Here is a 25,694-nt window from a genome sequence, read left to right on the forward strand (position 1 = left end):
AGTTTATAGAGATTGTACTTCTTTAGATATAATAATTGGTAACAGTCAAAATTAGAGAGTCATAAAAAATAATAATAACTATTGACTATTGATTATTGACGAAATTACCTATTGCTGGTTATAAAATACCAGTTTCGAGCGACACTTTGCAGCTTACCATTGTGAAGACTGGAGTTGATGATTTTTGATGGGAACTTCTACTGAAATTGGTATCAATTGCACTGCACAGGCTTTTAATTCTGGTTGGAGTGAATCGGGGCACGCTTCTGGATGGGTGAGGGCGTTAGCTTCGGCATTGTCTGCCCACAGTGAACCCCAGTGCATAGGGACAAAAACTGTACCAGGTGCGATCGCTTTTGTTACTTTAGCAGGAAACTTCGCTTTACCGCGACGCGATCGCACTTCCACACACTGATTATCTACAATACCTAACTTAGCAGCATCACGGGGATGAATTTCAATAAACGGTTCGGGATGCATTTTGCAAATTTTTTCAATTCGACCAGTGCGTGTCTGCGTATGCCAGTGTCCGTAAAGTCGTCCATTAGTTAGTACAAAGGGATAATCTGGGTCTGGTGGTTCTGCCAATCCCTTTGAGTAATATGCCCCAAATCGAGCGCGTCCATCAGGGGTGTGGAAACGCAAATTAGTATATAAACGCTTTCCAGAGGTTTCTCCCCCTGCCTCCCCTGCTCCTCTGCTCCCCCTGCTCTCTTCAGGATGGGGCCATTGCGTCGGGCCTTCTGCTTGTAATTGCGTATGACTGATACCTGTCATATCGCAAGGGCGATTTTTAGTTAGTTGGACAAACTCAGCGTAAACTTCCGCAGAGTTAGTAAAGGCAAATTCTTTCTCAAAACCTAATCTACGTCCAACTTCGGCAAAAATTTCCCAATCTGCTTTTGCTTCTCTTGGCGGTTGGCGGAATCCTGAACACAGAGTTACCACCCGTTCGGAGTTTGTCATCACGCCAGTTTTTTCACCCCACTGGGCTGCTGGTAGTAGAACATGAGCGTAAGCAGAAGTTTCTGTGGGATAATAGGCATCTTGGTAGATAGTGAAAGGCGATCGCAACAATGCCTTTTTAGTCCGCTCTAAATCTGGCATACTCACTGCGGGATTAGTAGCGGCAATCCATAGTAACTCTACAGCCCCATTTTCCAACCCAGTAATCATTTCCCAAGCAGTCAAACCGGGATTGGGCGAAATCTGTCCCGGCTTAAGTCCCCAAAACTCCTCAACTTCTGCGCGGTGCTGAGGATTTTTCACCACCCGATAACCTGGTAATAAATGCGCCAAACCTCCGGCTTCCCGTCCTCCCATTGCGTTCGGTTGACCAGTGAGGGAGAAAGGGCCAGCCCCAGGTTTGCCAACCTGTCCAGTCATCAGGTGCAGGTTAATGATAGTTCTGACTTTAGCCGTCCCTTCTGAGGATTGATTCACACCCATTGACCACAAAGACAGTACCCGCTCAGATTTACCCCAGTAGCGCGCGGCTGTTTCTAAATCCTCAATGCTGATTCCACATTGACGAGCCACAACTTCCGGCGGATAGTGGCGAATTACTTCCGCATAAGCAGGAAAGTTGATGGTGCAATCGTCCATGAACATGGTATCAATGTAGTTCCAGCGCATCAACAAGTGAGCGATGCCATTCAACAAGTCGATATCTGTTCCGGGACGAATGGCTAAATGCAAATCAGCGGCTTCTGCGGTTGGTGTGCGACGGGGATCAACCACAATCATTTTGACTTTGCGGTTCTTTTTATGATATTTTTCTAGACGGTTAAAAACAATGGGGTGACATTCGGCTGTGTTAGTACCAATTAAAAATGCACAGTCGGTTAACTCCAAGTCTTCGTAACAGCATGGCGGCCCATCTGAACCAAAGCTTTGAATGTAGCCAGCCACAGCACTAGACATACATAAACGAGAATTAGCATCAAAATTATTAGTACCCAGACAGCCTTTCATGAGTTTCTGGGCTATGTAGTAATCCTCGGTTTGAAACTGACCTGAACCATACATACATAAGGCTTCTGGCCCTTGGGTGAAGCGGATAGTTTGAATACGCTTGGTGATGAGATCGAAAGCTTCATCCCAACTAACACGCCGAAACTCTTGATCTAAGGAGTCTCGCACCATTGGGTAATGTAATCTATTTTTATCTAAAGATTCTGCGATCGTTGCACCTTTGACGCAAACCATACCCTGACTGGATGGATGGGCTTTATCGCCGCGCACGCGCCAAGTTGGATTTCCTTGGTTATCTCGATTAGTGGCTTTGCCAAGTTGGGCTGGGGGTGAAACTTCTAAACCGCAGCCAACACCACAGTAGGGACAGAGGGTTTTGGTAAATTCACTCATGGCAGTTGTACCATTTTGTTGTTTTGATTATGCAACCTCAGATGTAGCGATAGATTGAGAAATTTATGTGTTACACAAAAACTCTTTGAAACGAATGACACTACGAAAAGCCCAAAGGCTTTTGTTATCTTGTTCCCAGCCTCCAGGCTGGGAATATATTTAAAAGAGGCTCTGCCTCTTGTCAAGCTACTGGAGGCGGAGCCTCCCAGAATGGGTTCCCAGCCTCTAGGCTGGGAACCAGTCATACGAATCGCCAAGACGCAGAGAGCGCAGAGAGAAGAAAAGAGATTTTCATGCATTAGGATTGCTATGGAAGGATGAAGTGTAAAATTATCTAATTTAGATTTGATAGTTAATTTCACTATTTCATCTTTCAGTTGATTATTCTTCAGTTAAGAAGATAGGATTTTGAGTTGCGGTTTCTGGTAATTCACCTTCATAAGCAGGGGCAAAGGAACCTTTTGGTTCTTTGAGGAAGAAGGCACACATAAAAGCGCAGACTAAGGCGGCTAAACCCATTGTGGAAAACAGTGTGGGAGCGTCGGTTAAGCTGAAAATTGTCAGGTAAACTACGCCGCCAAAATTACCGTAAGCTCCAACATTACCGGCTATTTGTCCAGTGGCTTCTTTTTTAATTAGGGGGACGATGCTGTAGGTTGCACCGCAGCCAGCTTGGGCAAAGTAGGCGGCTAACATTGTCACTGCGATCGCTACTGGAATCGGCCAGTTACTATTAATAAAATGTGCCATCAAATAACTAACACCAATGCCAGCGCTGATAATAGTCATTGTCCACTTTCGGGAGTTAAATTTATCAGAAATTAAGCCACCACTGGGACGAGAAATTAAGTTTAAGAAGGGATAAGTAGCAGCAATCATCCCAGCGACAACATGCTCTAAAGCAAAGGTTTTTTCAAAAAATGCCGGCAGCATAGAAACGGCTGCTAGTTCGCTGCCAAAGTTAGTTATGTAAGTGAATTCGAGTAAGGCTACTTGACCAAATTGGAAGCGTTCTGATGGAGCATAAGTTTTCTTGCCAATTAGTAGTTCTCGGTTGACTTCCCAAGCTTTATAACTTTGGTAAGCAAATAATCCTGCTAATACTAACCAAGTCAGATACATTTGGCTCAAAGTTAGGAAGTGAATGTTCTTTTGTTCTAAACGCCAAGCTAATAAACCTAGAGCGAAAATCAAACCAAAATTCGAGACAATCATCGCCCAGAAGCTTTTAATGCTGGTTACTTCCAAAGAACCATTTTTCTTAGGTTTTTTATAGACTTGACCTGCGGGCGTATCTTGGACAGTGTTGTAATAAATTACGCCGTAGATGGCTGCAATAATCCCTGTAAGTGCGATCGCAAACCGCCAGTTAGAAGCACCACCAGCGAAAAAGCTCGTAGAAACTGCCAGTATCGGTAAGGCAAATTCTGCACCAAATGCCCCAAAGTTGCCCCAACCGCCATAAATACCTTGTGCAATTCCCATCTCCTTCGGCTGGAACCATTCGGCCACCATGCGGATACCAACCACAAACCCAGATCCAACAATTCCCATGAGCAAACGACTGATGACTAGTTGATTAAAATCTTGCGCTAGTGCTGTCGCCAAACAAGGAACAACCGTAAACATCAACAAGATTGAGTAGGTGATTCTGGGGCCAAAACGATCCAGAAGCATCCCAATAATTAGGCGTGCGGGAATTGTGAGGGCGAGGTTACAGATGCCTAAAGTTTTAATTTGCTCTGGTGCTAAATGTAATTCTCTACCAATGGTTGTAGCGAAGGGTGCAAAGTTAAACCAACAAACGAAGGTGAGAAAGAAAGCAAACCAAGTCTGATGTAAGATACGGTAGCGATCGCTGAATGAAAATAAGTTTTTAAGCATTCTAATCTTTCTAATTGAATAAAATACGGAGAAGATGAGCCTTTTTACTCGGAGGTTGCGCCTTTTATCTTGGAAGTTGCACCTTTGAACTCGGAGGTTGCACCTTTTATCTCGGAGGTTGCACCTTTTATCTCGGAGGTTGCACCTTTTATCTCGGAAGTTGCACCTTTTATCTCGGAGGTTGCACCTTTTATCTCGGAAGTTGCACCTTTTATCTCGGAAGTTGCACCTTTTATCTCGGAAGTTGCACCTTTGAACTCGGAAGTTGAACCTTTTATCTCGGAAGTTGCACCTTTGAACTCGGAAGTTGAACCTTTAAGGTTAAAATATGAGTCTTAACCAATGACCAATGACAAATCCCCAATCAATTACTAACGACTAAGGCTTCTTTATTGAGTTTTGCCCCAAACTTTTGGATGAGTAAATCTTGCAATATTGGCTGCAAGTCTTCGCATGGTATGCCTTTGATGACGCAAGTACCCAAATGAGCATCTTTGCCAACTTTGCCACCCATATATATGTCAACACCTTCCAAGGTTTTGCCATTTTTGCGAGTTTTAGTTCCCATCAAGCCGATGTCTGCAACTTGGGGCTGTCCGCAAGAGTTAGGGCAACCTGTCCAATGAATTCGCACTGGATTGGTGAAGGTTAGCTCTTCTTCTAAGGTTTTAATCATTGCCAAGGCGCGGTTTTTGGTTTCGATGAGGGCAAAGTTGCAAAATTGTGCGCCTGTGCAAGATACTAGCGATCGCGCCAGTAAACCAGGATCAATTGAAAATCTTTCTAGCAAAGTTTCTGTTAAAAATGTTGCTAAATTCGAGTCTGCAATGTTGGGAATAACAATGTTTTGCTCAACTGTGAACCGGATTTCGCCAGTGCCGTAAACTTCTGCTAGACGAGCGATTTCAAACATACCTTCGGCATCCAGCCGACCAACAGGAATATGCAGTCCTATGTAATTTAATCCTGCTTGTTTTTGTTTATATATCCCGATGTGGTCGCGTTTTTCCCAGTCGATCTCGTCTTTAGCCGCTGCGGATACTAATGATTTACCCAAACGGCTTTCTACTTCTGCTCGAAATTTATCTACACCCCATTCATCAATTAGCCACATCAGCCGAGATTTTTGCCGATTAGCGCGTGGCCCATGATCGCGAAATACTTCCAAAACCGCTCTACATACAGCTACCACATCTTCTGGAGCCACCCAAGCATTCAGAGGAATCGCCGCCTCACAACGTTTAGCTGAGAAAAATCCACCGACTAAAACATTAAACCCGAAAATTTTGTCGTGGGAATCAGCAGAGGGGAAATTTGGCTCCCCTGCTTCCTGAAATGCTGGCACAAAAGCCAAATCGTTAATTTCAGCGTGAACCGAATTGTCTCTTCCACCTGCGATCGCAATATTAAACTTCCGTGGTAAGTTGCTAAACTCTGGGTTCCCTTCGCCTTTGTTGGTGAGCATATCTTGAATTTGTTGTACCAACTCTCGCGTGTCGTACAACTCATCTGCATCCAACCCCGCCACCGGATCGCCTGTGATATTGCGGACGTTATCCATCCCTGACTGAATGGTGGTTAAACCAACTGCGTCAAATCTATTAAAGATATCTGGTAAATCTTCAATTCTGATTCCCCGTAATTGGATATTCTGTCTGGTAGTAATATCAGCGCAACCATCATCACCGTAACGCTGCACCACTTGGGCTAAAACCCGCATCTGCCTACTGGTAAGAATACCGTTAGGCATCCGCAACCGCATCATAAACTTGCCTGGAGTAACTGGGCGAAAAAACACGCCTACCCATTTCAGTCGATGGTCGCGATCTGTTTCGTTCATTGCCTCCCAACCGAGGGCGGCAAATTTCTCGATCTCACTCTTGATGGCAAGTCCATCTTTTTCTGCTTTTAATTTCTCAAATTTATTGAGGCTGGTGGTAGTTACTGTGTCTGTCATGAAGCTAAATCTTGTTGCAAATTACTGATATGCTAAGGATCTGTGCTGGTAATTTACCAATACCAATCAATCCGTAGTTACATCAGGTGATGAATCTACGAAGGTTAGGAAATAAAAACTCAATCCTGAACTGAATTACGGCTGATTATTTTTACTCAAGAGCATTCCAACTCGAAACTTCAAATCCGTGGTTAGTTAAGGAAAACTTGTCGCCATTTACATCTTGGGAATTTGTCAAGCAGGTTTAGATAATGTTTATGTAACAATTTCGATACTCATAACTTAAGGCGAGATTTTTGTTAAAATCGTATAAAATGTTACGTTTTTTGGGAAAATTACTACAAACTGCATGAATACTATGCATTATTTGCATTAAAGTAACCAATGAACGATGTATAACCCTTAATCAACGGTATTTGAGATGACTAAAGCAATTTTGGATCGCCATAGATTCATCCAAAATCTAAAATCCAAGATTTAGCAGCAGATGTTAGTTAAAACTTAGATATTATTTCAGCAACTATGAAACGTCGTGATTTTATCAATTGGGTAGGTTTGGGTTTGATTGCGAGTTCTCTACCTGTAGCGATCGCAGCTTGTTCTTCTCAAACAACTCCAGCATCTAAAGATTGGCAAACAGTAGGTACATCGGCAGAATTAGATAAAACAGGTCAATTGCTGGCGAAAGACTCACCCGCCGGGCCTGTGCTGGTAGTCGGCACATCTAAAACCGCCAATCTGACTGCTGTTAATCCTACCTGTACTCACGCAGGTTGCACTGTAGCATGGAAGGCTGATGCGAAAAAATTCGCTTGTCCTTGTCATGGTTCGGAATTTGGGGCTGACGGTAAAGTGCAAAAAGGCCCGGCGACAAACCCGCTGAAAACTTATGCCGCCAAAATTGAGGGTAATTCTGTTGTAGTCAAGCCAAGCTAATGGAGGCAGGAGGCAAGAGACAAAATAGTTCCTCTTTTCCGTTAGTGATACCGGGGCGTTGAGCTAGTTCCCAGTCCTGAGTAAAGAAGTGAGATTCCCCACTCAGCACTCAGCACTCATAACTCAGCACTCTTAGGGGGCAGAAGATGATAATTAAAGCAGGATATTGTGAGTAATATCAAACAGCTTTTGGTGCAAGTTGAGGCAGCATACAATGCAGCTGATTGGTCATCATTAATTCAATATTTGCAACAGTTAATTTTAAGAACAGACTCGGAAAATTTAGAGATAGTTACAAACCGAGAATATCTTCTGAAATTAACACTTTTAATGTTAGAAATGGGGGATTTTCAGCAACGCTGGGAAATTAGCAAATTGTTGACTCATTTGGGAACTATTGCCATTCCACCACTCATTGAGATATTAGAAGATGAAGACGCAGAAGAAGAATTACGCTGGTATGCGGCAAGGACTTTGGGCGAATTTCAACACCCAGAAGCCATCGCGGCAATAGTTGAATTGTTGAAAACCGATGAGGATGAAGAACTCAAAGCGATCGCAGCTACAGCACTAGGGCAAATGGGTACTGTTGCTATTGCTTCACTAACTGAACTTTTATTAGATGAAGATACACGATTGTTAGCAGTGCGATCGCTTTCATATATTCGCCAACCAGAAACCATCACACCACTCTTGAGTGTAGTACAAGATCCACAAGCAGCAATCCGCGCCGCCGCAATTGAAGCCCTCAGCAGTTTTCATGACGAACGTGTACCGCCAGTATTGTTAAAAGCTTTGGATGATACAGCCGCCACAGTCAGGCGTGCAGCACTGCTTGGTTTAGGTTTTCGCCCCGACTTACACCAAGCATTAGATTTAATAACGAAACTGCAACCCAAACTTTACGACTTTAACCTTGATGTTCGTTGTGCAGCCGTAGTTACCCTTTCTCGAATTGGTAGTGATGATGCTGCCAAATGCTTATTTGATTTGCTGATTTCACCCCAGACACCAATAAAGCTGCAATTAGAAACCATCCGCGCTTTAAGTTGGGTGGGAACATTATCGAGTTTAGAATATTTGCAAACAGCACTGAATCAAAGTACATCAGAAATAGTGTGGCAAGAAATTGTCACAGTTTTGGGACGAGTCCAAAAACCACAGTTAACTACAGCAGCCGCAGAAATATTATTGCAAATACTGCGATCGCCACATCCAGCCACAGAGATTACTAACATTAAAAGTGTGATCGCCTTATCTTTAGGACAGTTAGGCGAAATGCAGGCAATTGAACCATTGATTTCGATGTTAGCCGATTCTAACGCATCGGTGAGACTACATGCGATCGCTGCACTGAAAAATCTGGATAGTGAAGCTACACATCAACAATTGCAGCAGTTAGCAAACAACGATGCAATCACGCCAGATTTAAAACAAGGAATAGCGATCGCTTTAGCCGAATGGTAGATTTTAGCAATAACTGATAATAAAAGTATTCCTTAAGTCTCAAGTAAGACACACCTGGAGTATGAAGTTATAAGTTATCACGTGAAATAATATTTTGAAGTATTCTTAGAGATTTATTTAATTGCAACCTCTAAAACATTTTGTCTTTTTACACTCATAGACTAAAATGCCAAATTAAGTCCTGCGATATAAATGGTTTTACACTTAGGGTAGAAGTTAGATAAACAACTATCAGCTATTCTGTGTACAAGCAACAAAATAATTCACAATAAGTAATTAAAAAAAGTTGGGTAGAAAAGAATAATATATATAATTTTATTTTTTAAATTAATTTAGAAAATAAATATTATTCCTTATCTATCGATTGTGAGCAAGCGAATTTAGTAGTGCGTTCTCAATTATGAAGTAGTAATTACTGATTATGAATTATTTTACTTTTTCTGACCAATAGTAAGTTGTTGTGAGATATTCAAATGCTTTCAATGCCAAAACAAGCTAGATGAAAGACTCCTCAATACTGGTCGATATTTACCTATTTAGCAGTGGATTGAATAGACAATATCGGTTTTGAAAATTAATCACCCACAGAAATCTAGAAGATACAAGGAACCATAAATATGAAGCCTTTGAATTTATCTAAAGCTGTTTTAGCTACTGTCTTTGCCATCAGTTTCGCCTCTGTGTCCTTACCTCCTTCTGTTTTTGCCCAGAGTGGAGGTTCTGGCAGTGGAGGCTCTAGCTCAGGTACTGGAGCTACAGGCAGTGGTACAACGGGCAGTGGTACAGGCAGTGGTACAACGGGCAGTGGTACAGGCACTGGTACAACGGGCAGTGGTACAGGTACTAGCACAACGGGCAGTGGTACAGGTACTGGCACAACGGGCAGTGGTATAGGTACTGGCACAACAGGCAATGGTACAGGTGCTGGAACTACGGACGGTGGTCTTGGAACTGGGACAACGGGCAATGGTACAGTTACTGGCACTGGTACAGGTACTGGCACAACAGGCTCTGATTCCACAGGTACTGGAACTGGTACTACGGGTACTGGCACAACAGGCTCTGATTCCACAGGTACTGGAACTGGTACTACAGGTACTGGCACAACAGGCTCTGATGCCACAGGTACCGGAACAACGGGCACTGATGCTACAGGTACTAATAGGAATGCAGGCATCACAACATCTGAAAGAACTAGCGATCGCGGTTTCAATTGGGGTTGGCTAGGTTTGCTTGGTCTAGCTGGTTTAGCAGGACTAACTCGTAATCGCGAAAAAGTCCGGGCTTATAGCGATCCTGATGAAGTAACAACTTCTCGTTCTAGAAAATAGTATTCACCACACTCTAGGAGTGCGTAGCGGTCGTTTGTACCCTCTGTGCCTCTTGCAAATCTGATGCGATCGCAGCCGTATACGCAAGTGTACGGCTATCTGCTTGAGGTTCTACAAAACCATGTGTTTTTCAACAGTTGCATAAGATAGCGATCGTTGATTGTCATGAGGGATGATTGCAAGGAGTTCTTATTTGCTGATAGATTATTTTATAAAAAAAGCCTGAAATGATTAGATGACAATTATTTCAGGCTTTTTACTATTCAAATTCATTAATTATTCAATCTGCTTCAATATCTGCGGAATATGGGTTAAAACACACCTCTACTTGCCACTTTGTTAACATTTAGATGTGTTTGCCCTGTTATTTACCTTCTTTAAACTCACAAAGAGGGATAGGGGTGATGTCTTAACATGATTACTTTATGCACTTGGGAACCGCTATGTAACAAACTCTACTAAATTATGGTTAAAAATCCGTTAATTTAATGAAACCAATAAATGTAATTCAGGCTACATAAAAATGCGCCTAGAGCAGTTGCAAGCCTTTTTAGCGATCGCCCAAACCGGCAGCTTTCAACAAGCAGCGCGAACATCTGGTGTTACCCAATCGACGATCAGTCGCCAAATTCAGGCATTAGAAGCAGATTTGGGGATAGAACTATTTCACAGAAGCAGTCATGCCAAGCTGACGCTAGGAGGTGAACGTTTGCTACCCCGCGTCCGCAAAATTTGCCAAGAGTGGCAGACTGCGACAGAAGAATTAGCCGATTTAATCGCCGGAAAGCAACCAGAACTTTGCATTGCTGTGATTCACTCTTTATGTGGATCTTACTTACCACCAGTGTTACAAAAATTTTGTCATGATTATCCAGATGTGCAATTGCGGGTGACTTCATTGGGAAGCGATCGCGCCCTGAAAGTCCTCAAAGATGGGTTGGTAGATTTAGCAATTGTGATGAATAATCGCTTTTTAACCACCAGTAGAGAAATGGTGGTAGAAGTGCTTTATGATGAACCGATAGAAGTTTTAACCGCAGCCAATCATCCCCTGTCCCAATATGAATTCATCCCTTGGTCGGAGCTAATTCGTTATCCCCAAGTGGTTTTTAAAGATGGTTATGGGATGCAGCGCCTAATACAAGATAGATTTGAGCGCATGGAAGCTACACTCCAATCGGCTTTGGAGGTAAATACCCTAGATGCCTTTCGGGGAGTTGTGCGCCAAGGAGAACTAATAGCTTTGCTACCTCAATCAGCATTACTGGAAGCTCGTCTTGATCCTACCCTAGCGATTCGTTCCTTAGCCGGCAATCATACTAGTGGTTTAGCAGATGGTTCCAGTTTGACTCGTCGGGTAGTGATGGTGACAACTCAAGATCGTCTGCAAATTCCCCCCATCAAACACTTTTGGCAACTTGTGCTAGAAAATATACCACTACAAATTGACCAGCAGCGATCGGCTTCTTAAGCGTTATTAGTCATTATTCAAGAGTCTTTAATTTCTGATAGGACTTTTGCAAGATAATTAATAGTTTCTAAAAACTAATTGTGCCGTAGTTTTTAGCCAGCCCTGAGTCGTGTTGGGATAAATTCATGCTCTATTATCTCGTTATTCTCGCACGTTAGTCGCTGCACACCAGTTAGCCACTGTTGCGACCCCTGTAACCCGATTTTGAATTTAACTGTGCGGGATTTATACTCTTGTGTGATTGTGATCTGCGGTGGATCAAGAAATCTTGCAGTGAGCGACTGACCTGGATCTATAATCATGCCCTGAGTACCAAGTGCGTAGCTACGGAAAGTATTAGAATTTGGCCTGTTTGCGTACTGATCTAGCGATTCTGTTTCCGTAGTTCTATTGCCGCCGTTGTCTGTCGTGATCTTGGTTATTTCCTCAAAATATTCCAGTGGTGGCGGTGTCAAAAGGCGCAATCTTTTCTGCGATTTGTTGTACCATCTGATACTTATATATAAATTATGCCCAAATTGCCTGTCCGTTATGATATCACTAGGCTGCATCGTCAAGATATCTAACTCCATATATTTTTTCCAGTCCTCCCCGTTCACCTGTATTTCTTCTATTTCATTGTCATCATCTTTGGAAAAGAATTTTTTAAGCTTTTCAAAAGGGTTACGCTGGATTACTGGTTGATACCCAGAAGGCGAGTTCAGAAGGGCTTTAGATTGGACTTGTTTTTTTTTATCTCCTGGTCAGGAAGCAATTTACGCCCAAGCGCACTACCATTTTGTTGGACAACGTGAGTTAACTCATGGGCAAGTAATTCCTTCCCTCCATGACTCTCTGGAGCATATTCTCCTTGACGGAAAAATATATCCTGTCCTGTGGTAAAGGCACGAGCCTGGATGGATTGGTTGAGTTGGTCAGAGCGGCTATCTGTGTGGATTTTGACACCACTAAAGTCAGTCCCAAAAGATTGTTCCATTGGTTGCCGGATATCGTCTGAAAGTGGCTGTCCGCCTCCTCGTTCCTGTTGGATTGAAGTTTCCAAGTCAGATGTGGCTGCAATCCCACCACCCTGACGTTGCAGCGAAATATTGGTATCCGCCAGAGATTTCATTTGTAATTCTTCTTCTTCCTCTGGCAATGCTTCCCGTTGCAGCGAAATATTGTTATCCGCCAGAGATTTCATTTGTAATTCTTCTTCTTCCTCTGGCAATGCTTCCCGTTGCAGCGAAATATTGTTATCTGCCAGAGATTTCATTTGTAATTCTTCTTCTTCCTCTGGCAATGCTTCCCGTTGCAGCGAAATATTGTTATCTGCCAGAGATTTCATTTGTAATTCTTCTTCTTCCTCTGGCAATGCTTCTCGTTGTACAGACTGCTTACTTACAGACTCGCCCATCGTCTGTATTACCTGCTGTGCTACTCTATCAGCTTCCTGCTCGTAAACATCTCCTGGCTGGTTAACAGTGAGTTTTGTTTGGGGACGTAGTGATATACGACTAATGTCATGCATTAGTGGTTTGTTGAAGGGTTGCAGCGATGGAACTGCTTGGGATGAAGCACCAGAGGAGTCTAAACCAAAACCACGCGTCGGTTGTTTGAGTGCAGGTATTGAGAAGGAAGCAGTGGTTGCTTTTTTGGGCTGACTTACGCGTTCTCTCATGTACTTCTCCTGATGCCCGATCAGTCGGTGGATAAATATCTATACTAGTTGATCATCTTTAACTAGAGTACAGCGATCGCACTTTTAATACAATTCATCGAAAGTCTAAATTTTCGGCAACCCTATTTTTATAGTATCGGGCGATGTCTACGACGGGCTACGCCTACGCACTTAAAGAGGTGTAGGGTGGGCAAATCTTGATAATTTGACAATTTCATGTCCATTTACTCAACTAAAAAAAAGAGATGCGATCGCACGTTTTCGCACTCTACAATAGTGGCGATGCCTGCGGTGCGCCTACGCACTAAAATGTTAAGTAAATCAGAAAACGTTAACAATGGCAGCTAAAGATAAATTTCATACTGTAGTTAGAATTGCTTTAGAAAAGGAGCAGTGGAAGATAACCGATGATCCTCTGCGACTAGAAGTTGGCGGAACTAAGTTTGAAATAGATTTAGGTGCAGAGCAACTGTTAGGAGCAGAGCGGGGTGAAGAAAAAATTGCAGTTGAAATTAAAACGTTCCTGAGTGATTCACCATTAACAGATTATCATGCTGCGTTAGGACAGTTTTTGAATTATCGGCTTGCCTTAGAAATCAGCGATCCAAATCGCATTCTCTATTTGGCAGTGCCCATAGGTGTTTATGGAGCTTTTTTCAAGCGGGAATTTGCCCAAATATCTGTAGAGAGATATCAGATTAAACAAATTATTTATGACCCAATTCAAGAGGTAATTGTACAATGGATACCCTAGAGTCTAATCGCCATATCATTCAGTCGTTGTTGACGACTTATGCTGCTATCCCAATAGCGAATGGTCAGATTGATTGTTACACTGTTTTTGATACAAAACAAGACCATTACATGGTTATGAATGTGGGATGGGATGGTCATCGGCGAGTCTATGGTTGTGTTTTACATTTGGATATTAAACAGGGAAAAATTTCGATTGAGCAGAATATGACGGAAATGAGAGTGGCTCAAGAACTTGTAGAGAGAGGGATTCCAAAAGATGATATTGTTTTAGGATTTCAATCTCCTGAAATGCGGGAATATACGGGTTATGGAGTTTTTTAACGACAACATCGCGATCGCACTTCACACTCTACAAGATCAGGCGATCGCACCTTTAATACAATTCATCGAAAGTCTAAATTTTCGGCAACCCAATTTTTATAGTATCGGGCGATCGCACATATTCAAGTTGAAGCTTCAGCAGGCGCATTATCTATCAGCCATGCCTCACCTGCTTTTTCACTGCTGCTATATCCCGTTGTATAGCCCCAAGGTACTGCCGATACGCCCATAGCAATTAAGATACTTGGTACCAGCTTTTCATCTAATTCAGCAACCTGGAATTCGTTCTTTAGTTTCTCCAAGATAAATTGTCGTGGATATTCTGGCATCATACTTAAAGTCTCGCGACTCTTTTTCATTTCTTTCCAAATCTGATTGAAAGCAAATTTTTGACCAAGCTCCTTCCATTGCTCTTTACGTTTTCCATACTCTGCCTGAGCAGCAGCCAATCTTGTTTTGAGATCCGCTTCGCTGATTCCGCCCTTATTGTCTTTATTTTGTTGCATGAAGGCTAAAGTGCCAAGATCAAGAGAAGGATAGGTAACTTCTGCAAAATTGCTAACTTTTAAAGACCAATTATCCTTCGTATAAATATGGTCAACACTATCTGAGGCTGTTAAATCTAGCCATGCAATATAGTTGCTTCCTTTTTTTAACCGCAAAACTAAATCAGGACGGGTTCCACCCACCGTTACCTGTGTATCCACTGAATACTCTCCAGATATGTTGGGGTGAAACTCCGAGTTTGAGTCACTCACCAAGGATTCGATTACATATCCAAAGGCTGCTGCCATCAACTTCGGGCGCTTTTGCGATAAATGTTCATTCCACTTTTGAACCCAAAGTTTGGTATAACCGTTCAATTCCCCATAAGCTCCTAAACTAGGTACGGTGATTGCATAGTTATATGCCTTTTGAACAGTTTCATTATAGGCTGTGAAGAAAGCCTTAGATGCCTCGGCGCTTGTTGGATCGGATTTGTCATAGGTAGCATTTTCGATATCTCGCTGGATTATAGATTCTCTTTTTTCGTTACCTATCATTAATATCGGCGATCGCTGCACCATCGGCTTCATCTGTAATTCTTCCTCATTCTCTGGCGCTTGTTGTCGTTGTATGTCCAGAGATTTCATCTGCTGTGCTACGCTATCGGCTTCCTGTTCGTAAATGTCTCCAGGCTGGCTAATTGAAAGTTTTGCTTGGGTACGCAGTGGTATACGACTGATATCGTGAGTAACTGGTTTATGGAGTGGTTGTATTTTTGGAACCGCCTGGCGTGAAATTGCCGACGACTCCAAACCAAAGCCGCGTGTTGGGTGTTTCAGGGATGGAATTGAGAAGCCTGTAGTAGTTTTTTTCTCTTGGCTGACGTGTTCTCTCATTTTCTTTTCCTGGTTGCCCAAGCAGTAGCTAGATGAATATTTTGCTGTTACTCACAATTTAGAGTACTGCGATCGCATTTCCAACACAATTGTTCAAAAGTCTGAATCCAGGGAAAAACTAAGTTCGACTTTTGGCTACTTTTGATTCTGATGCAGTACCTTTAGCCTTGATTTAGGGAGAGTTTTTTTATTTATGGACTCAAATCAGCAACAGAGTTTTTTCACATTCGATGGAGACGTTGGCGGTACTGCTGGCTATGCAGGGGTTTCATCAGCTAGCAAGGCGGCGAATGCTGCGGGTAAATACCTCAATGACTCACGGCTCTTGAACCAACTTACAGAACACGTATATAAACTGCTGCTAGAGGACTTGCGATCGCAGCGCGAAAGGGTAGGTAATTATGATTCTCAAAGGTGGTTGTGATGGCTACAGGCGCTAATAACGGCAACATTACTCACGAATTAAATTATGTCACTACTAATCGTTTCTACGTTGAGATAGACAGTTCTATTGCTGCATCTTTCGCCGAATGTTCAGGATTAAGTATTCAAATTAAGAAAAATGTTTTTCAAGAAGGTGGTGTCAACGATCAGCAAAGAATTTATTTAGGTCATACAGAATTTACAGACATCACTCTTAAACGTGGAGTTACCGATCATCCAGGTTTTTGGAACTGGATGAATGCAGTTTTTGATGAACAAAAGAAAACATCTCGACGTAATGTCAATATTTTGATTTTCAATCAAGCCGGTGAAACAATGATGAGTTGGACTTTAATTGGTGCTATCCCCATAACCTGGAAAACACCGACACTTCAAGCAGATGGCAAAGCCGTTGCCATTGAAGAATTAACTTTAGCTTATGAAGGTTTACAAGTTGCCAGAGCTACAGGAGGAGGTAGTTCTGTACAACGAAATCAAAAAACCGGATATTTTGTTTCTAGTTAATTGGCTATTTTTTAACTATAACTATGCAAATTATTCAACCTACACTAGGAAACAATATTCATCCCCTGGGCATTAGAACATCTTTATCTAATTCTCACAAAATGTTATTGAGAAAAGAGTCTGCTTATCTACATTCACAAAGTAATGTTATCAGTTTCATCCAAAATAAACCACCATTAGTTACATCCTCAAAGTTTTTCTTATCTCGTGAATATGAGCCATCGATACAACCACTAATAGGTTGGGATAGTTGGGATACTCAGGATGTAAATAATGAATTCCCCTTACTTGAGTTTGATTCTGCTGATTTCATAAATCCACTAGAAAATAGTAATATTAACAGTAGCGAGCTAGTAAAAAATAGTATTCCAGAGATAATACCAACTCGCATTAAAAACAATACGAGTAATGATACGTCATCAGAAATCAATATTAGTACTAAAAGTAAAAGTAAATCTGAGTCTAAATCAAGAAAAACAAATAAATCTCAACAGCCTCCAGAAAAAAAATCAGCCACTAAATCTAAGGCTAAAAAATCGGTCAAATCATCTGCAACTAATTTTATTGACGAAAGCAAAATTCCTATTAATTCAGATGAAAATAGCTTATTAGCATCAGAGAAACCTCTGCTTGTTGAGACTAACTTAGAACTCCCCACTTTACAACTGGATATTGCTTCAGATAATATTATAAATGATGATTCAATTGATATTATAACGCCTGGTATAAATACACCAAGTTTATCTAATACACCAAGTTTATCTAACGTTAAAGATAAACTGACTTTATTCAATAATATTACTAACGATGAACTGCAAGTAAATCCTAAATTAGAATCTAATTTAACTAGTAGAGAATCGTCTGAGATAGAAAGTGTTTTACAATTACAACAAGAAAATAAATTAGATGATAATGCAAGTTATTCAGTAAAATCTTCACTTGTAGAATTTCCTTTTTATCAAAATGTAGATCAAACATTTGTTCCTCATAGTTCCTTGGAGAATGATGAACAACAGATAATCTCTGAAGCATTAGAATTAGTTAATATTTCAGATATTCCATTCAGTCAAACGCTACCACAACAGGATATTGAAACAGATCAACTTACTTCGGTAATTGATAATCAAGCCATCGCTTCTTCAACAAATTTAATACATCAAAATGAAGTATTACCAACCTTTATATCTCCATCGTCAGGAGAAAAATTATCATACATAAATAGAAAGAGTGATTTTGAGGCAATTACAGATATTGAAGCAGACTTAATATTAGAAGATCATCCAAATAATTTTGACACAGATAATTTAGTGGCTGATAATTCTCTAGAAAATACAGCTTTATCATCAACATTGACATCGCCTGATGTTAATGACACACTTCATATTTTGGCGAATGATGAAAATATAGTAGGAACGCACAGCTATACACCACTACAAGATACTGCTGTACCTAATTCTCAGTCTTCAGTTGCAAAAAGCCCTATTCCAATACAACCAGAGATTGTCTCTAGTTTTACGAATCAGTCTCCAGCCAATATACCTATTCAGTTAACACCAAACTCAGCCGATATTGAAGACACACCCAGTTTATTCGCAAACTCTGATAATCATGAACAGTTAGTAACTTTAGAGTCGCAATCTGCTATTGCAGATAATCTTTTAGATGTCTCAACAAATGCAACTTCACCGCAACATGACAGCAGTATTGAGAATACTATCAACGAGTCTACAGAAAGTTATCCCATCTTAGCGCTACCTGAGATTGTTGAAGCACCGGAAGTTATCGCCACGTCGCCTGAGATTTTTGAAATACCAGCAATTACCGCCACGTCACCTGAGATTGGTGAAACACCAACAGTTATCGCCACATCACCTGAGATTGTTGAAGCACCGGAAGTTATCGCCACATCACCTGAGATTTTTGAAATACCAGCAATTACCGCCACATCGCCTGAGATTGTTGAACCACCGGAAGTTATCGCCACGTCACCTGAGATTGGTGAAACACCAGAAGTTATCGCCACGTCACCTGAGATTGTTGAAGCACCAGAAGTTATCGCCACATCGCCTGAGATTGTTGAAGCACCAACAGTTATCGCCACATCGCCTGAGATTGATGAAAGTGTGATGTCTCACAAGGACGCCAACATACCAACAATTCCCGCCACATTACCTGAAATCGTTACAACTGAGAGTATTTTCAGGAAAACTATTGACAATGAACAACCAATAGAATCAGAACTTCCCTTTGCCGTAACAAATCCTGAGATATCAACCGTTGATATTTCAGATAATCCAGATATCCCGGAAGAAGCAACTTCCGCACAAAATCAGGTAACTATACCATCTGAAGTTGAGCAAAACGCGACTATTAAAAATTTGCCCGCACCTAAAGGTTATGCTACTGGTGGTTATGTAACAGACTCCCACGTTGAAAATCGTCAACAGATTGCAGCCTCGGATACAGTACCAGCAATGCTTACACCTGGGGAGTTTGTGATTAATACTAGAGATGCACAGAAGAATTTACCTCTACTACATCACATCAACACTGGTGGAACACCGCAAGATATTATCCTTCCAAGTTTACAGACACCCAATCCCACAGAACCAGAAGAAACAACTTTTCCAGAGACTCCGACTAAAGTCGATTCTTTTCCAGACACTTCATTACAGCTAAAAAGCACCGAAACTTACTCACCTCAGATATCCAGTTCTGTAATTCCTTCTTCTTTGGGGTTGAATATTAGTAAACAGAAGCTTTCAATTCTCAATTCTCCACAGCTTAATCCTCTTCAAAACGAAACAATTGATGTGGATGAAACTTCACCTCAATACTCCTCACCTCCCCTAATTTTCCGAAAAGAAAATCCCCGCGCTAATACACCTTCCCAATGGTCGAATACACCTTCTCAATGGTCAAGTGTGGAAGATTTACTCAATGGAAATAATGATGAATTCACTAAATTTAACTTTAGTGATGCGGAATCCAATAGCCAAAATTATGATTTTTCTTATGTTGAGGAGTCGCCACAAGTTTTTGCTAAACACCTTCCTACATCTAGAGGCTTTGCAGATGGCGGAGAAGTGACTCCACCCGACATATCTAGAGAAATACAACCGATAACTGAGACAATAGAGAATACGTCTTTAGCTTCTCAAGAAGATGATAAAGATGATACGGCTAATCTTGAAGCTCTAGCCCGTGAAATTTATCACAGATTACGACAACGAATAGAAATTGAGCGAGAACGTCATGGCGGTTACTCTGGTCGATTACCTTGGTAATTTTCTATTCAATAATTAATTTTTGGAGAACTATTCAAATGGCAAGTCCCGCAATTATTGTTATTCAAAAGCGCCAACCGCAACTTGAGAAAGCCAAACTTGTAGCTTATAACGGTGAAGCACCAGATATTGAATTAATGTTTAATCCTACAGATATTAGTTTCGCTCGAACTGTGAAGTGGGAAAGTAAACAAGGTAATAGAGGAACTACTTTACTTCCAAAAGTAAACTTTTCTGGGGTTGAACCTTATAAGTTTACACTGAAACAATTATTATATGATACTTATGAAACGAAAGAGTCGGTGATGAAAAAGTATATTGATAATATTAAAAAAGGTGTGGAAACTATCAATAGAGCAACTGATAAGCGCCCGCCTGTTTATATATTTACATGGGGAAATGAGTATTTTTATTGTGTAATTACGAGTTTAACTTACTCTTTAAATATGTTTCTGAGTGATGGTACGCCAGTTAGAGCGCTGGTAGATATAGCCTTGCAAGAAGTAGATAAAAATAACCTTCCTGGAGGACGCGAATCTGATTCTAAAGGTCCAAGTCGCCAGCCAAATCCCAAACTGGGAAAAACTAATTAAAATTTAGGATTGTTGGAACATTTGAATTTTATATATTGCTACTTATGCCTAAAAAAAGTCTTTATTTAAGCGAGCCTAAAATTCAGATAGACGGAAAACCCGCTTCGCCTGAATTAATGAAGGATTTGTTGCAAATAACAATCGAAGAAAGCCTTCATTTACCAGCAATGTTTACGTTAGTAATACATAATAGCTATATTCCTACATCTGACCGACCAGAAAATAAGGCTTGGCGACATGAGCCATTGTTTAAAATTGGCAAGAAAGTAAAATTGGGTTTTACTTCGAGTACTACTCTAGATAATAATTTTCAAGATGAAGTAGAAAAAATCCTAATTGAAGGCGAAATTACTGCAATGGAAGTTCACTTCAATGAAAAATCTGAAGCTGATATCATTGTTCGTGGTTATGATATTTCTCATCGTCTTCACAGAGGTCGTTATAATCGTTCTTTTTTGAATGAAACTGATAGTGATATAGTCAAAAAAATAGTTCAAGAAGTAGGTATAAGACCTGGTAATATCGATTCAACAGGCGAAGTTAATAAGTACGTTTTCCAAGAAAACCAAACTAATATGGAGTTTCTGCGAGAAAGGGCAGCCCGTAACGGGTTTGAACTATTTATTACAGAAGATAAGCTCAATTTTTGTAAACCAAAAGTTCAGGAATCTCTAGCATTAGAATGGCTAGATGATATTAGTAAATTTAGTACCCGCGTCACCAGTGCTGAACAGGTGAGTTCTGTAGAAGTACGTGCCTGGGACTATACTAAGAAAAAATTGATTAGCCAAATAGCTAATAAAGAAAAGCAAGTAACTGAGACAGGCAATCAGCTAGGAAGTAGTACCAGTAGTGCATTTTCTAATCTTAAGTCTCCCAAAATGATTGTTGTAGATAAGCCTGTTGCCAGTCAAAATCAAGCAAAAGCTATGGCTCAGGCTTTGTGTGATGAATTGGGAGGAGAATTTGTTTATGCAGATGCGAAAGCAGCAGGAAATCCTGAGATTCGTCCTGGACGAGTTGTTAAGCTTAAGGGTATGGGCGATCGCTATAGTGGTAAGTATTATGTTACAGAAACTCGCCATTTCTATAGTCAGCGGGTTTATGAAACTGATTTTAGCGTGCGGGGGCTACGTTCTGGTAACTTATTCACAACTCTATCTCCACAAAAACGTCTACAGCCATCTGAGACTCTATTAGTAGGAATTGTGACTGATAACAAAGACCCACAGTCATGGGGTAGAGTGAAGGTAATGTTTCCCACTCTCACAGAAGAACACACAAGTGACTGGGCGAGAGTTGTAGCTTTGGGAGCAGGCCCAAATCGAGGTTTCGACTGCTTACCAGAGGTAGGCGATGAAGTTTTGGTAGGTTTTGAACATGGCGATATCCACCGTCCCTACGTCATTGGCGGAGTATGGAACGGTCAGGATGCACCACCGGAAAAGGTGGATGACTCGGTTACAAGTGGTGTGAGATTACGCACCATTAAGACTCGTGTAGGTCATGTTCTACAGTTTGTTGAAGAAGACAAAGGAAGTAGTAAAAAAGGTATTCGTGTAGAAACCACAGGTGGTCACAAAATATATCTCAATGATAGCGATCGCTGTATAGAGATTGAAACCACTGGTGGTCATAAAATTAAAATGGACGACATGGCTAAATCTGTTTCAGTGAAATCAACAGGTAATATGTCATTAGATGCTGCCGGCAATATAGACATTTCAGCCAATGGCACGATTACAGTCAAAGGTGCATTGATTCGACTTAATTAATTTTCAGGAGGCAGGAGAATGCTTGTTTGCCCTTGGGAGAAGACTCGGTGGTACTAACGTAATTTGTAATTTTCGGTGAAATAGTTAATGAAAAACACTATAGGAGGTTGTGATGGGTAAACCAGCAGCAAGAATTACCGACAATGTAGCGCACCCTTTACCCCCAGTGTTGACAGGAGGGCCGGGTAGTCCCAATGTGTTGATTGGGTCTTTACCTGCGTGGCGGGGTGTGCTTGCAGCAGCAGTACCAGCTTTGCAATCCGCCAAAACCGCTTCTGATGCAGCTATTCAAGTGGCTGAGGCTGCTACTTTAGCGGCGGCTGGTACACCAGGGGCACCTGCTGCCTTAGCTGCCGAACAAACTACAAAGGCAACATCTGCTGCTACTATGGGTAGTGCGATCGCTGCTGCTGCCGCTGGTGCTGATATTCATAATTGCGCCACACCTTTACCCATACCTCCCCACGGCCCTGGGGTTGTAATTGACGGTAGTCAGACTGTGCTGATTAATAATCTACCTGCCTCTCGGATGGGCGACACCGTTTTAGAAGCATTGGGGCCACCGAATAAAATTGTCAAAGGTGATTTTACTGTTTTGATTGGTGGCTGATTGGAGGGGCAGGGGGCAGGGGCAGGGCAATACTTTTCGGATAAACCCAACAATCTCTCTTTATGATCTGGGGAAAGGTTAAAGGGGAAGGGGTAAAGGGTTTGAATTTACCTTTCCCCCAAAACCCGAAAAGTATTGCTCTGCCCCCCGCCTCTTCATCCTCGACCTTTGGCGAATAGGCTTAAACCCTTTGTGCCGATATCTTTGAAGATATCCATGTAACAGCTGTCTAAGTGCCAGATATGGTTTATGGTCGCGATCGAGCCTATTTGGGAACAGGTTGGGCTTATCCACTGCATTTAAATGTGCAAGGTGGGATACAACTTAGCCGTGAAGATCAAAAAGTTAAAGAATCTATTTGGATTATCCTCCGCACGGGAGTAGGTGAACGGGTTTATCGACCTACCTTTGGTTCGCGCTTGTCGGAACTGGCGTTTGCACCTTTGAATAGCGATACCCTACTGCGAATCCGTCTTTATGTTTTGGAAGCTTTAGAAGTTTGGGAACCACGCATTACTATCGATGAAGTTGTCACCGATCCTGACCCTATGCGTGGCAGAGTGGACATTATCATCAATTATCGACTTAAAGACAGTCCCGATATTTATAGTTTTGTTTATCCTTATTATTTGGTTTCAGCTGGGGAGGAATCGTGATACGAATTAAAAATTGAAAATTAAAAATCAAGAAAGCTAAATTTTATCTGGGTTTATAGGCTTGTATCTGTCACATTCTTTTTTTAAATTGGTATGAACTTTGACTTTTTACCGAAATTACCTTCTTCCAATTTAGACGATCGCGCCTTCGATGATTTGGTGGAAGAATGTATTATGCGTATTCCTCGCTACTGTCCAGAATGGACAGACCACAATCTCAGCGACCCAGGAATTACGCTAATTGAGTTATTTGCTTGGTTAACTGACCAAATGTTGCTCAGATTTAACCAAGTACCCCGAAAAAATTATGTCGCGTTCCTAGAATTACTGGGTATTCGTCTCCAGCCTCCCGCCCCAGCCCGCACAGAATTAACTTTTTATTTAAGCGCTGCACTACCTGAAGCCTACACGATTCCCGCCGGATTGGAAGCCTCAACTATCCGTACTGAAACCACAGAAGCGATTACCTTTAGTACAGATGCTCCTCTAATTATCGGTAAACCCCGCATTCAACATTTCTTAACTGCCCAAACTACCGAAGATATTCCCCAATCTCTGCGCGAAAGAGTGACAACTTCCTGGACTCGTCAATCTAACGGTTACTGGACAGGTAATGAACAACCGATTTTTGAAGAGGAACCCCAACCTGGTAACTGCTTTTATTTAGCAATTAATTCTGACGATCCTTTAGATGCTAATGTTTTAGAAATTATTTTCCAAGGAGCTGCGGCTACCCCGGCTGGGATTAACCCCAATCAACCACCCCGCAAGTGGGAAGCCTGGGATGGGGAAAATTGGCAACCCGTTTTATTGCAAGAGTCAGATGATAAAACTCGCGGTTTCAGTTTTTACGAAATCGCTCAACAGGGTGGAAACCCGTCTCAAGGTGCAGAGGTACGTTTGCATCTACCGCAGATTTGGCCTGTGGCTAATTTTACCTCATACCGGGGTCGCTGGTTGCGCTGTAGCTTTGTTTCCACAGAAGCAAACGAAACTGGTTACAATCGTCCGCCAAGGATTATTGGTTTAGCAGTGCGGTCAATTGGCGGTACTGTTAGGGCTAGCCACAGTACGCTGATTCAAGATGAGCGATTGGGAATTAGTGATGGTACACCTGGTCAGAGTTTCCAATTACAAACAGCACCAATTTTAGAACGTCGAGATAATGAGTATATTTTAGTTACTCCCGCTGGTGGTTTGCCTCAAAAGTGGACTGAGGTGAGGGATTTTGCTGATTCTGGGCCGTATAACTTCCATTACACCATCGATTCCATCACTGGTACAATCCAATTCGGGCCGCTGATTCGAGAACCCAGCCAACTTAAGCAACAAACACAGGTACGGGGGAGAATTCAGCAACCATCACTAGATGACACATCTGTACAAGTTCTCGAAAATAACCAGTCTGAACATCAGTATGGGGCGATTCCTCCCCGTGGCTCAGAGATTAGGATGGTTACTTATCGTACAGGCGGCGGTAGAGAAGGCAATGTGCAAACTGGCGCAATTCAGTTTTTGAAGTCTGCGTATCCATATATTGCTAGTGTGGTCAATCGTGTACCTGCAATCAATGGAGCAGATGCCGAATCGCTGGAACAGGCTGTGATGAAGGCTCCCCGCATCCTCCGCACACGCGATCGCGCCGTCACTGCTGAAGATTTTGAAGTTTTAACCCAACAGGCGGGTGCTGGTGCGATCGCTCGCGTCCGGTGTTTGCCAGCAAATTCTCGGAGACAAGCAGGTATAGTTAGTTTACTGGTAGTTCCATTCGCAAACACAGATGCGATCGCTCAAGGCAATGGCATGACACCAGAAGAGTTTGCTCTTAGTAATGCCCTGCAAGAGCAAATTTTGAGTTACTTAGATGAAAGACGCTTATTAGGGGTACAAATAGAATTACAAGAGCCGAATTACGTAGGTGTTTCGGTACAGACAGAAGTTGCTTTAGAGCCAGCATACAACAACACCTTTGCCAGCGAAGAAATTCGCCGGAATTTAAGGCGATCGCTATATAAATATCTAAATCCCTTAACTGGAGGAATCGACGGCAAAGGTTGGCCCTTTGGGCGACCAGTTTATACATCAGATATTGTCGCATTACTGCAACAAACCCCAGGCGTGCGTCATTTAGGCCCCGTCCTGCTGTTTCCCATCCGCAAGCAAGGAGAAGTTTGGCGACGACAACCATCCCCAGAACAATTGATCGATCCAGGATCGGAAGGTTTGATATGTTCTTGGGCTGATACAAATCTGCGTTCCAATCACGACATCCAAATCATTAATCGCTGATTTG

Annotated in this window: 21 protein-coding genes; 15 read left to right on the forward strand and 6 right to left on the reverse strand. The window is 41.9% G+C overall.

The genetic code is table 11. The features are described from left to right. Positions 1-153 precede the first annotated feature (153 nt). Together FD723_RS09070 and FD723_RS09075 are read right to left on the reverse strand one after the other, a co-directional pair. Positions 154-2,367 carry a molybdopterin oxidoreductase family protein gene (locus FD723_RS09070; protein WP_179065039.1) on the reverse strand — a complete coding sequence of 738 codons (2,214 nt, stop codon included), beginning with the start codon at positions 2,365-2,367 and terminating at the stop codon, positions 154-156. 381 nt (positions 2,368-2,748) lie between these two features. Next, positions 2,749-4,251, reverse strand: coding sequence for a NarK family nitrate/nitrite MFS transporter (locus tag FD723_RS09075; protein ID WP_179065040.1), 1,503 nt, complete (start codon positions 4,249-4,251; stop codon positions 2,749-2,751). Between the two features lie 69 nt (positions 4,252-4,320). Between FD723_RS09075 and FD723_RS09080 the strand changes: the two genes are divergently transcribed. Beyond that, positions 4,321-4,590 (forward strand): hypothetical protein, encoded by a 270-nt coding sequence (locus tag FD723_RS09080; protein ID WP_179065041.1) that lies wholly within the window; start codon positions 4,321-4,323, stop codon positions 4,588-4,590. A gap of 25 nt (positions 4,591-4,615) precedes the next feature. On the opposite strand, the gene FD723_RS09085 is transcribed toward FD723_RS09080, so the two are convergent. After that, on the reverse strand, positions 4,616-6,208 hold the full coding sequence (locus FD723_RS09085; protein ID WP_179065042.1) for a ferredoxin--nitrite reductase: 1,593 nt from the start codon (positions 6,206-6,208) through the stop codon (positions 4,616-4,618). A gap of 522 nt (positions 6,209-6,730) precedes the next feature. On the opposite strand from FD723_RS09085, the gene FD723_RS09090 reads away from it, so the two are divergent. From FD723_RS09090 to FD723_RS09105, 4 genes are all read left to right on the forward strand, one after another. Next, positions 6,731-7,144: a ubiquinol-cytochrome c reductase iron-sulfur subunit gene (locus tag FD723_RS09090; protein ID WP_179065043.1), complete on the forward strand. Its 414-nt coding sequence runs from the start codon at positions 6,731-6,733 to the stop codon at positions 7,142-7,144. Positions 7,145-7,312: 168 nt separating this feature from the next. Further along, the gene (locus FD723_RS09095; RefSeq protein WP_372743796.1) at positions 7,313-8,611 is read left to right on the forward strand and encodes a HEAT repeat domain-containing protein; all 1,299 of its coding nucleotides are present in this window, start codon (positions 7,313-7,315) and stop codon (positions 8,609-8,611) included. A 617-nt stretch (positions 8,612-9,228) separates the two neighbouring features. Further along, positions 9,229-9,942: a WGxxGxxG-CTERM domain-containing protein gene (locus tag FD723_RS09100; protein WP_179065044.1), complete on the forward strand. Its 714-nt coding sequence runs from the start codon at positions 9,229-9,231 to the stop codon at positions 9,940-9,942. A gap of 523 nt (positions 9,943-10,465) precedes the next feature. Further along, the gene (locus FD723_RS09105; protein ID WP_179065045.1) at positions 10,466-11,413 is read left to right on the forward strand and encodes a LysR family transcriptional regulator; all 948 of its coding nucleotides are present in this window, start codon (positions 10,466-10,468) and stop codon (positions 11,411-11,413) included. Between the two features lie 92 nt (positions 11,414-11,505). Here the strand turns inward: FD723_RS09105 and FD723_RS09110 are convergent, their stop codons facing one another. Both FD723_RS09110 and FD723_RS09115 read right to left on the reverse strand, forming a co-directional pair. After that, positions 11,506-11,985 (reverse strand): hypothetical protein, encoded by a 480-nt coding sequence (locus FD723_RS09110; protein ID WP_179065046.1) that lies wholly within the window; start codon positions 11,983-11,985, stop codon positions 11,506-11,508. A 128-nt stretch (positions 11,986-12,113) separates the two neighbouring features. Next, on the reverse strand, positions 12,114-13,073 hold the full coding sequence (locus tag FD723_RS09115; RefSeq protein WP_218651809.1) for a DUF4157 domain-containing protein: 960 nt from the start codon (positions 13,071-13,073) through the stop codon (positions 12,114-12,116). A gap of 337 nt (positions 13,074-13,410) precedes the next feature. Between FD723_RS09115 and FD723_RS09120 the strand changes: the two genes are divergently transcribed. Then, positions 13,411-13,827, forward strand: coding sequence for a XisH family protein (locus FD723_RS09120; protein WP_179065047.1), 417 nt, complete (start codon positions 13,411-13,413; stop codon positions 13,825-13,827). Further along, the gene (locus tag FD723_RS09125; RefSeq protein WP_179065048.1) at positions 13,815-14,150 is read left to right on the forward strand and encodes a XisI protein; all 336 of its coding nucleotides are present in this window, start codon (positions 13,815-13,817) and stop codon (positions 14,148-14,150) included. The genes FD723_RS09120 and FD723_RS09125 overlap by 13 nt, the downstream gene beginning before the upstream one ends. A 122-nt stretch (positions 14,151-14,272) precedes the next feature. Here FD723_RS09125 and FD723_RS09130 read toward each other — a convergent pair whose 3' ends face one another. Then, complete coding sequence (locus FD723_RS09130; RefSeq protein WP_179065049.1) at positions 14,273-15,532, reverse strand: hypothetical protein; 1,260 nt, start codon at positions 15,530-15,532, stop codon at positions 14,273-14,275. 193 nt (positions 15,533-15,725) lie between these two features. On the opposite strand from FD723_RS09130, the gene FD723_RS09135 reads away from it, so the two are divergent. The 8 genes from FD723_RS09135 to FD723_RS09170 all read left to right on the forward strand — a co-directional run bounded on the left by FD723_RS09135 (position 15,726) and on the right by FD723_RS09170 (position 25,690). Then, positions 15,726-15,956, forward strand: a complete 231-nt coding sequence (locus FD723_RS09135) for a hypothetical protein (RefSeq protein ID WP_179065050.1) — start codon at positions 15,726-15,728, stop codon at positions 15,954-15,956. After that, on the forward strand, positions 15,956-16,480 hold the full coding sequence (locus FD723_RS09140; RefSeq protein ID WP_179065051.1) for a phage tail protein: 525 nt from the start codon (positions 15,956-15,958) through the stop codon (positions 16,478-16,480). Before FD723_RS09135 ends, FD723_RS09140 begins: the two co-directional genes overlap by 1 nt. A gap of 23 nt (positions 16,481-16,503) precedes the next feature. Then, entirely contained in the window at positions 16,504-19,767 is a 3,264-nt protein-coding gene (locus tag FD723_RS09145; protein ID WP_179065052.1) for a hypothetical protein, read from the forward strand. Positions 19,768-19,805: 38 nt separating this feature from the next. Next, positions 19,806-20,360 (forward strand): hypothetical protein, encoded by a 555-nt coding sequence (locus tag FD723_RS09150; RefSeq protein ID WP_179065053.1) that lies wholly within the window; start codon positions 19,806-19,808, stop codon positions 20,358-20,360. A gap of 44 nt (positions 20,361-20,404) precedes the next feature. After that, entirely contained in the window at positions 20,405-22,135 is a 1,731-nt protein-coding gene (locus FD723_RS09155) for a VgrG-related protein (protein ID WP_179065054.1), read from the forward strand. Between the two features lie 112 nt (positions 22,136-22,247). Next, complete coding sequence (locus FD723_RS09160) at positions 22,248-22,745, forward strand: PAAR domain-containing protein (RefSeq protein WP_179065055.1); 498 nt, start codon at positions 22,248-22,250, stop codon at positions 22,743-22,745. A 242-nt stretch (positions 22,746-22,987) separates the two neighbouring features. Continuing rightward, positions 22,988-23,401 carry a GPW/gp25 family protein gene (locus FD723_RS09165; RefSeq protein ID WP_179069090.1) on the forward strand — a complete coding sequence of 138 codons (414 nt, stop codon included), beginning with the start codon at positions 22,988-22,990 and terminating at the stop codon, positions 23,399-23,401. A gap of 93 nt (positions 23,402-23,494) precedes the next feature. Continuing rightward, positions 23,495-25,690: a putative baseplate assembly protein gene (locus FD723_RS09170; protein WP_179065056.1), complete on the forward strand. Its 2,196-nt coding sequence runs from the start codon at positions 23,495-23,497 to the stop codon at positions 25,688-25,690. The last annotated feature ends 4 nt before the right edge of the window (positions 25,691-25,694 follow it).

The sequence above is a fragment of the Nostoc sp. C052 genome, from assembly GCF_013393905.1.
Classification (GTDB): Bacteria; Cyanobacteriota; Cyanobacteriia; order Cyanobacteriales; family Nostocaceae; genus Nostoc.

What these genes read in the sequence shown, in the direction of transcription:
- FD723_RS09070 (WP_179065039.1), bottom strand. Translation starts at nt 2,367, where the DNA reads ATGAGTGAATTTACCAAAACCCTCTGTCCCTACTGTGGTGTTGGCTGC.
- FD723_RS09075 (WP_179065040.1), bottom strand. Translation starts at nt 4,251, where the DNA reads ATGCTTAAAAACTTATTTTCATTCAGCGATCGCTACCGTATCTTACAT.
- FD723_RS09085 (WP_179065042.1), bottom strand. Translation starts at nt 6,208, where the DNA reads ATGACAGACACAGTAACTACCACCAGCCTCAATAAATTTGAGAAATTA.
- FD723_RS09090 (WP_179065043.1), top strand. Translation starts at nt 6,731, where the DNA reads ATGAAACGTCGTGATTTTATCAATTGGGTAGGTTTGGGTTTGATTGCG.
- FD723_RS09100 (WP_179065044.1), top strand. Translation starts at nt 9,229, where the DNA reads ATGAAGCCTTTGAATTTATCTAAAGCTGTTTTAGCTACTGTCTTTGCC.
- FD723_RS09105 (WP_179065045.1), top strand. Translation starts at nt 10,466, where the DNA reads ATGCGCCTAGAGCAGTTGCAAGCCTTTTTAGCGATCGCCCAAACCGGC.
- FD723_RS09110 (WP_179065046.1), bottom strand. Translation starts at nt 11,985, where the DNA reads ATGGAGTTAGATATCTTGACGATGCAGCCTAGTGATATCATAACGGAC.
- FD723_RS09115 (WP_218651809.1), bottom strand. Translation starts at nt 13,073, where the DNA reads ATGAGAGAACGCGTAAGTCAGCCCAAAAAAGCAACCACTGCTTCCTTC.
- FD723_RS09120 (WP_179065047.1), top strand. Translation starts at nt 13,411, where the DNA reads ATGGCAGCTAAAGATAAATTTCATACTGTAGTTAGAATTGCTTTAGAA.
- FD723_RS09125 (WP_179065048.1), top strand. Translation starts at nt 13,815, where the DNA reads ATGGATACCCTAGAGTCTAATCGCCATATCATTCAGTCGTTGTTGACG.
- FD723_RS09130 (WP_179065049.1), bottom strand. Translation starts at nt 15,532, where the DNA reads ATGAGAGAACACGTCAGCCAAGAGAAAAAAACTACTACAGGCTTCTCA.
- FD723_RS09135 (WP_179065050.1), top strand. Translation starts at nt 15,726, where the DNA reads ATGGACTCAAATCAGCAACAGAGTTTTTTCACATTCGATGGAGACGTT.
- FD723_RS09140 (WP_179065051.1), top strand. Translation starts at nt 15,956, where the DNA reads ATGGCTACAGGCGCTAATAACGGCAACATTACTCACGAATTAAATTAT.
- FD723_RS09145 (WP_179065052.1), top strand. Translation starts at nt 16,504, where the DNA reads ATGCAAATTATTCAACCTACACTAGGAAACAATATTCATCCCCTGGGC.
- FD723_RS09150 (WP_179065053.1), top strand. Translation starts at nt 19,806, where the DNA reads ATGGCAAGTCCCGCAATTATTGTTATTCAAAAGCGCCAACCGCAACTT.
- FD723_RS09155 (WP_179065054.1), top strand. Translation starts at nt 20,405, where the DNA reads ATGCCTAAAAAAAGTCTTTATTTAAGCGAGCCTAAAATTCAGATAGAC.
- FD723_RS09160 (WP_179065055.1), top strand. Translation starts at nt 22,248, where the DNA reads ATGGGTAAACCAGCAGCAAGAATTACCGACAATGTAGCGCACCCTTTA.
- FD723_RS09165 (WP_179069090.1), top strand. Translation starts at nt 22,988, where the DNA reads ATGGTTTATGGTCGCGATCGAGCCTATTTGGGAACAGGTTGGGCTTAT.
- FD723_RS09170 (WP_179065056.1), top strand. Translation starts at nt 23,495, where the DNA reads ATGAACTTTGACTTTTTACCGAAATTACCTTCTTCCAATTTAGACGAT.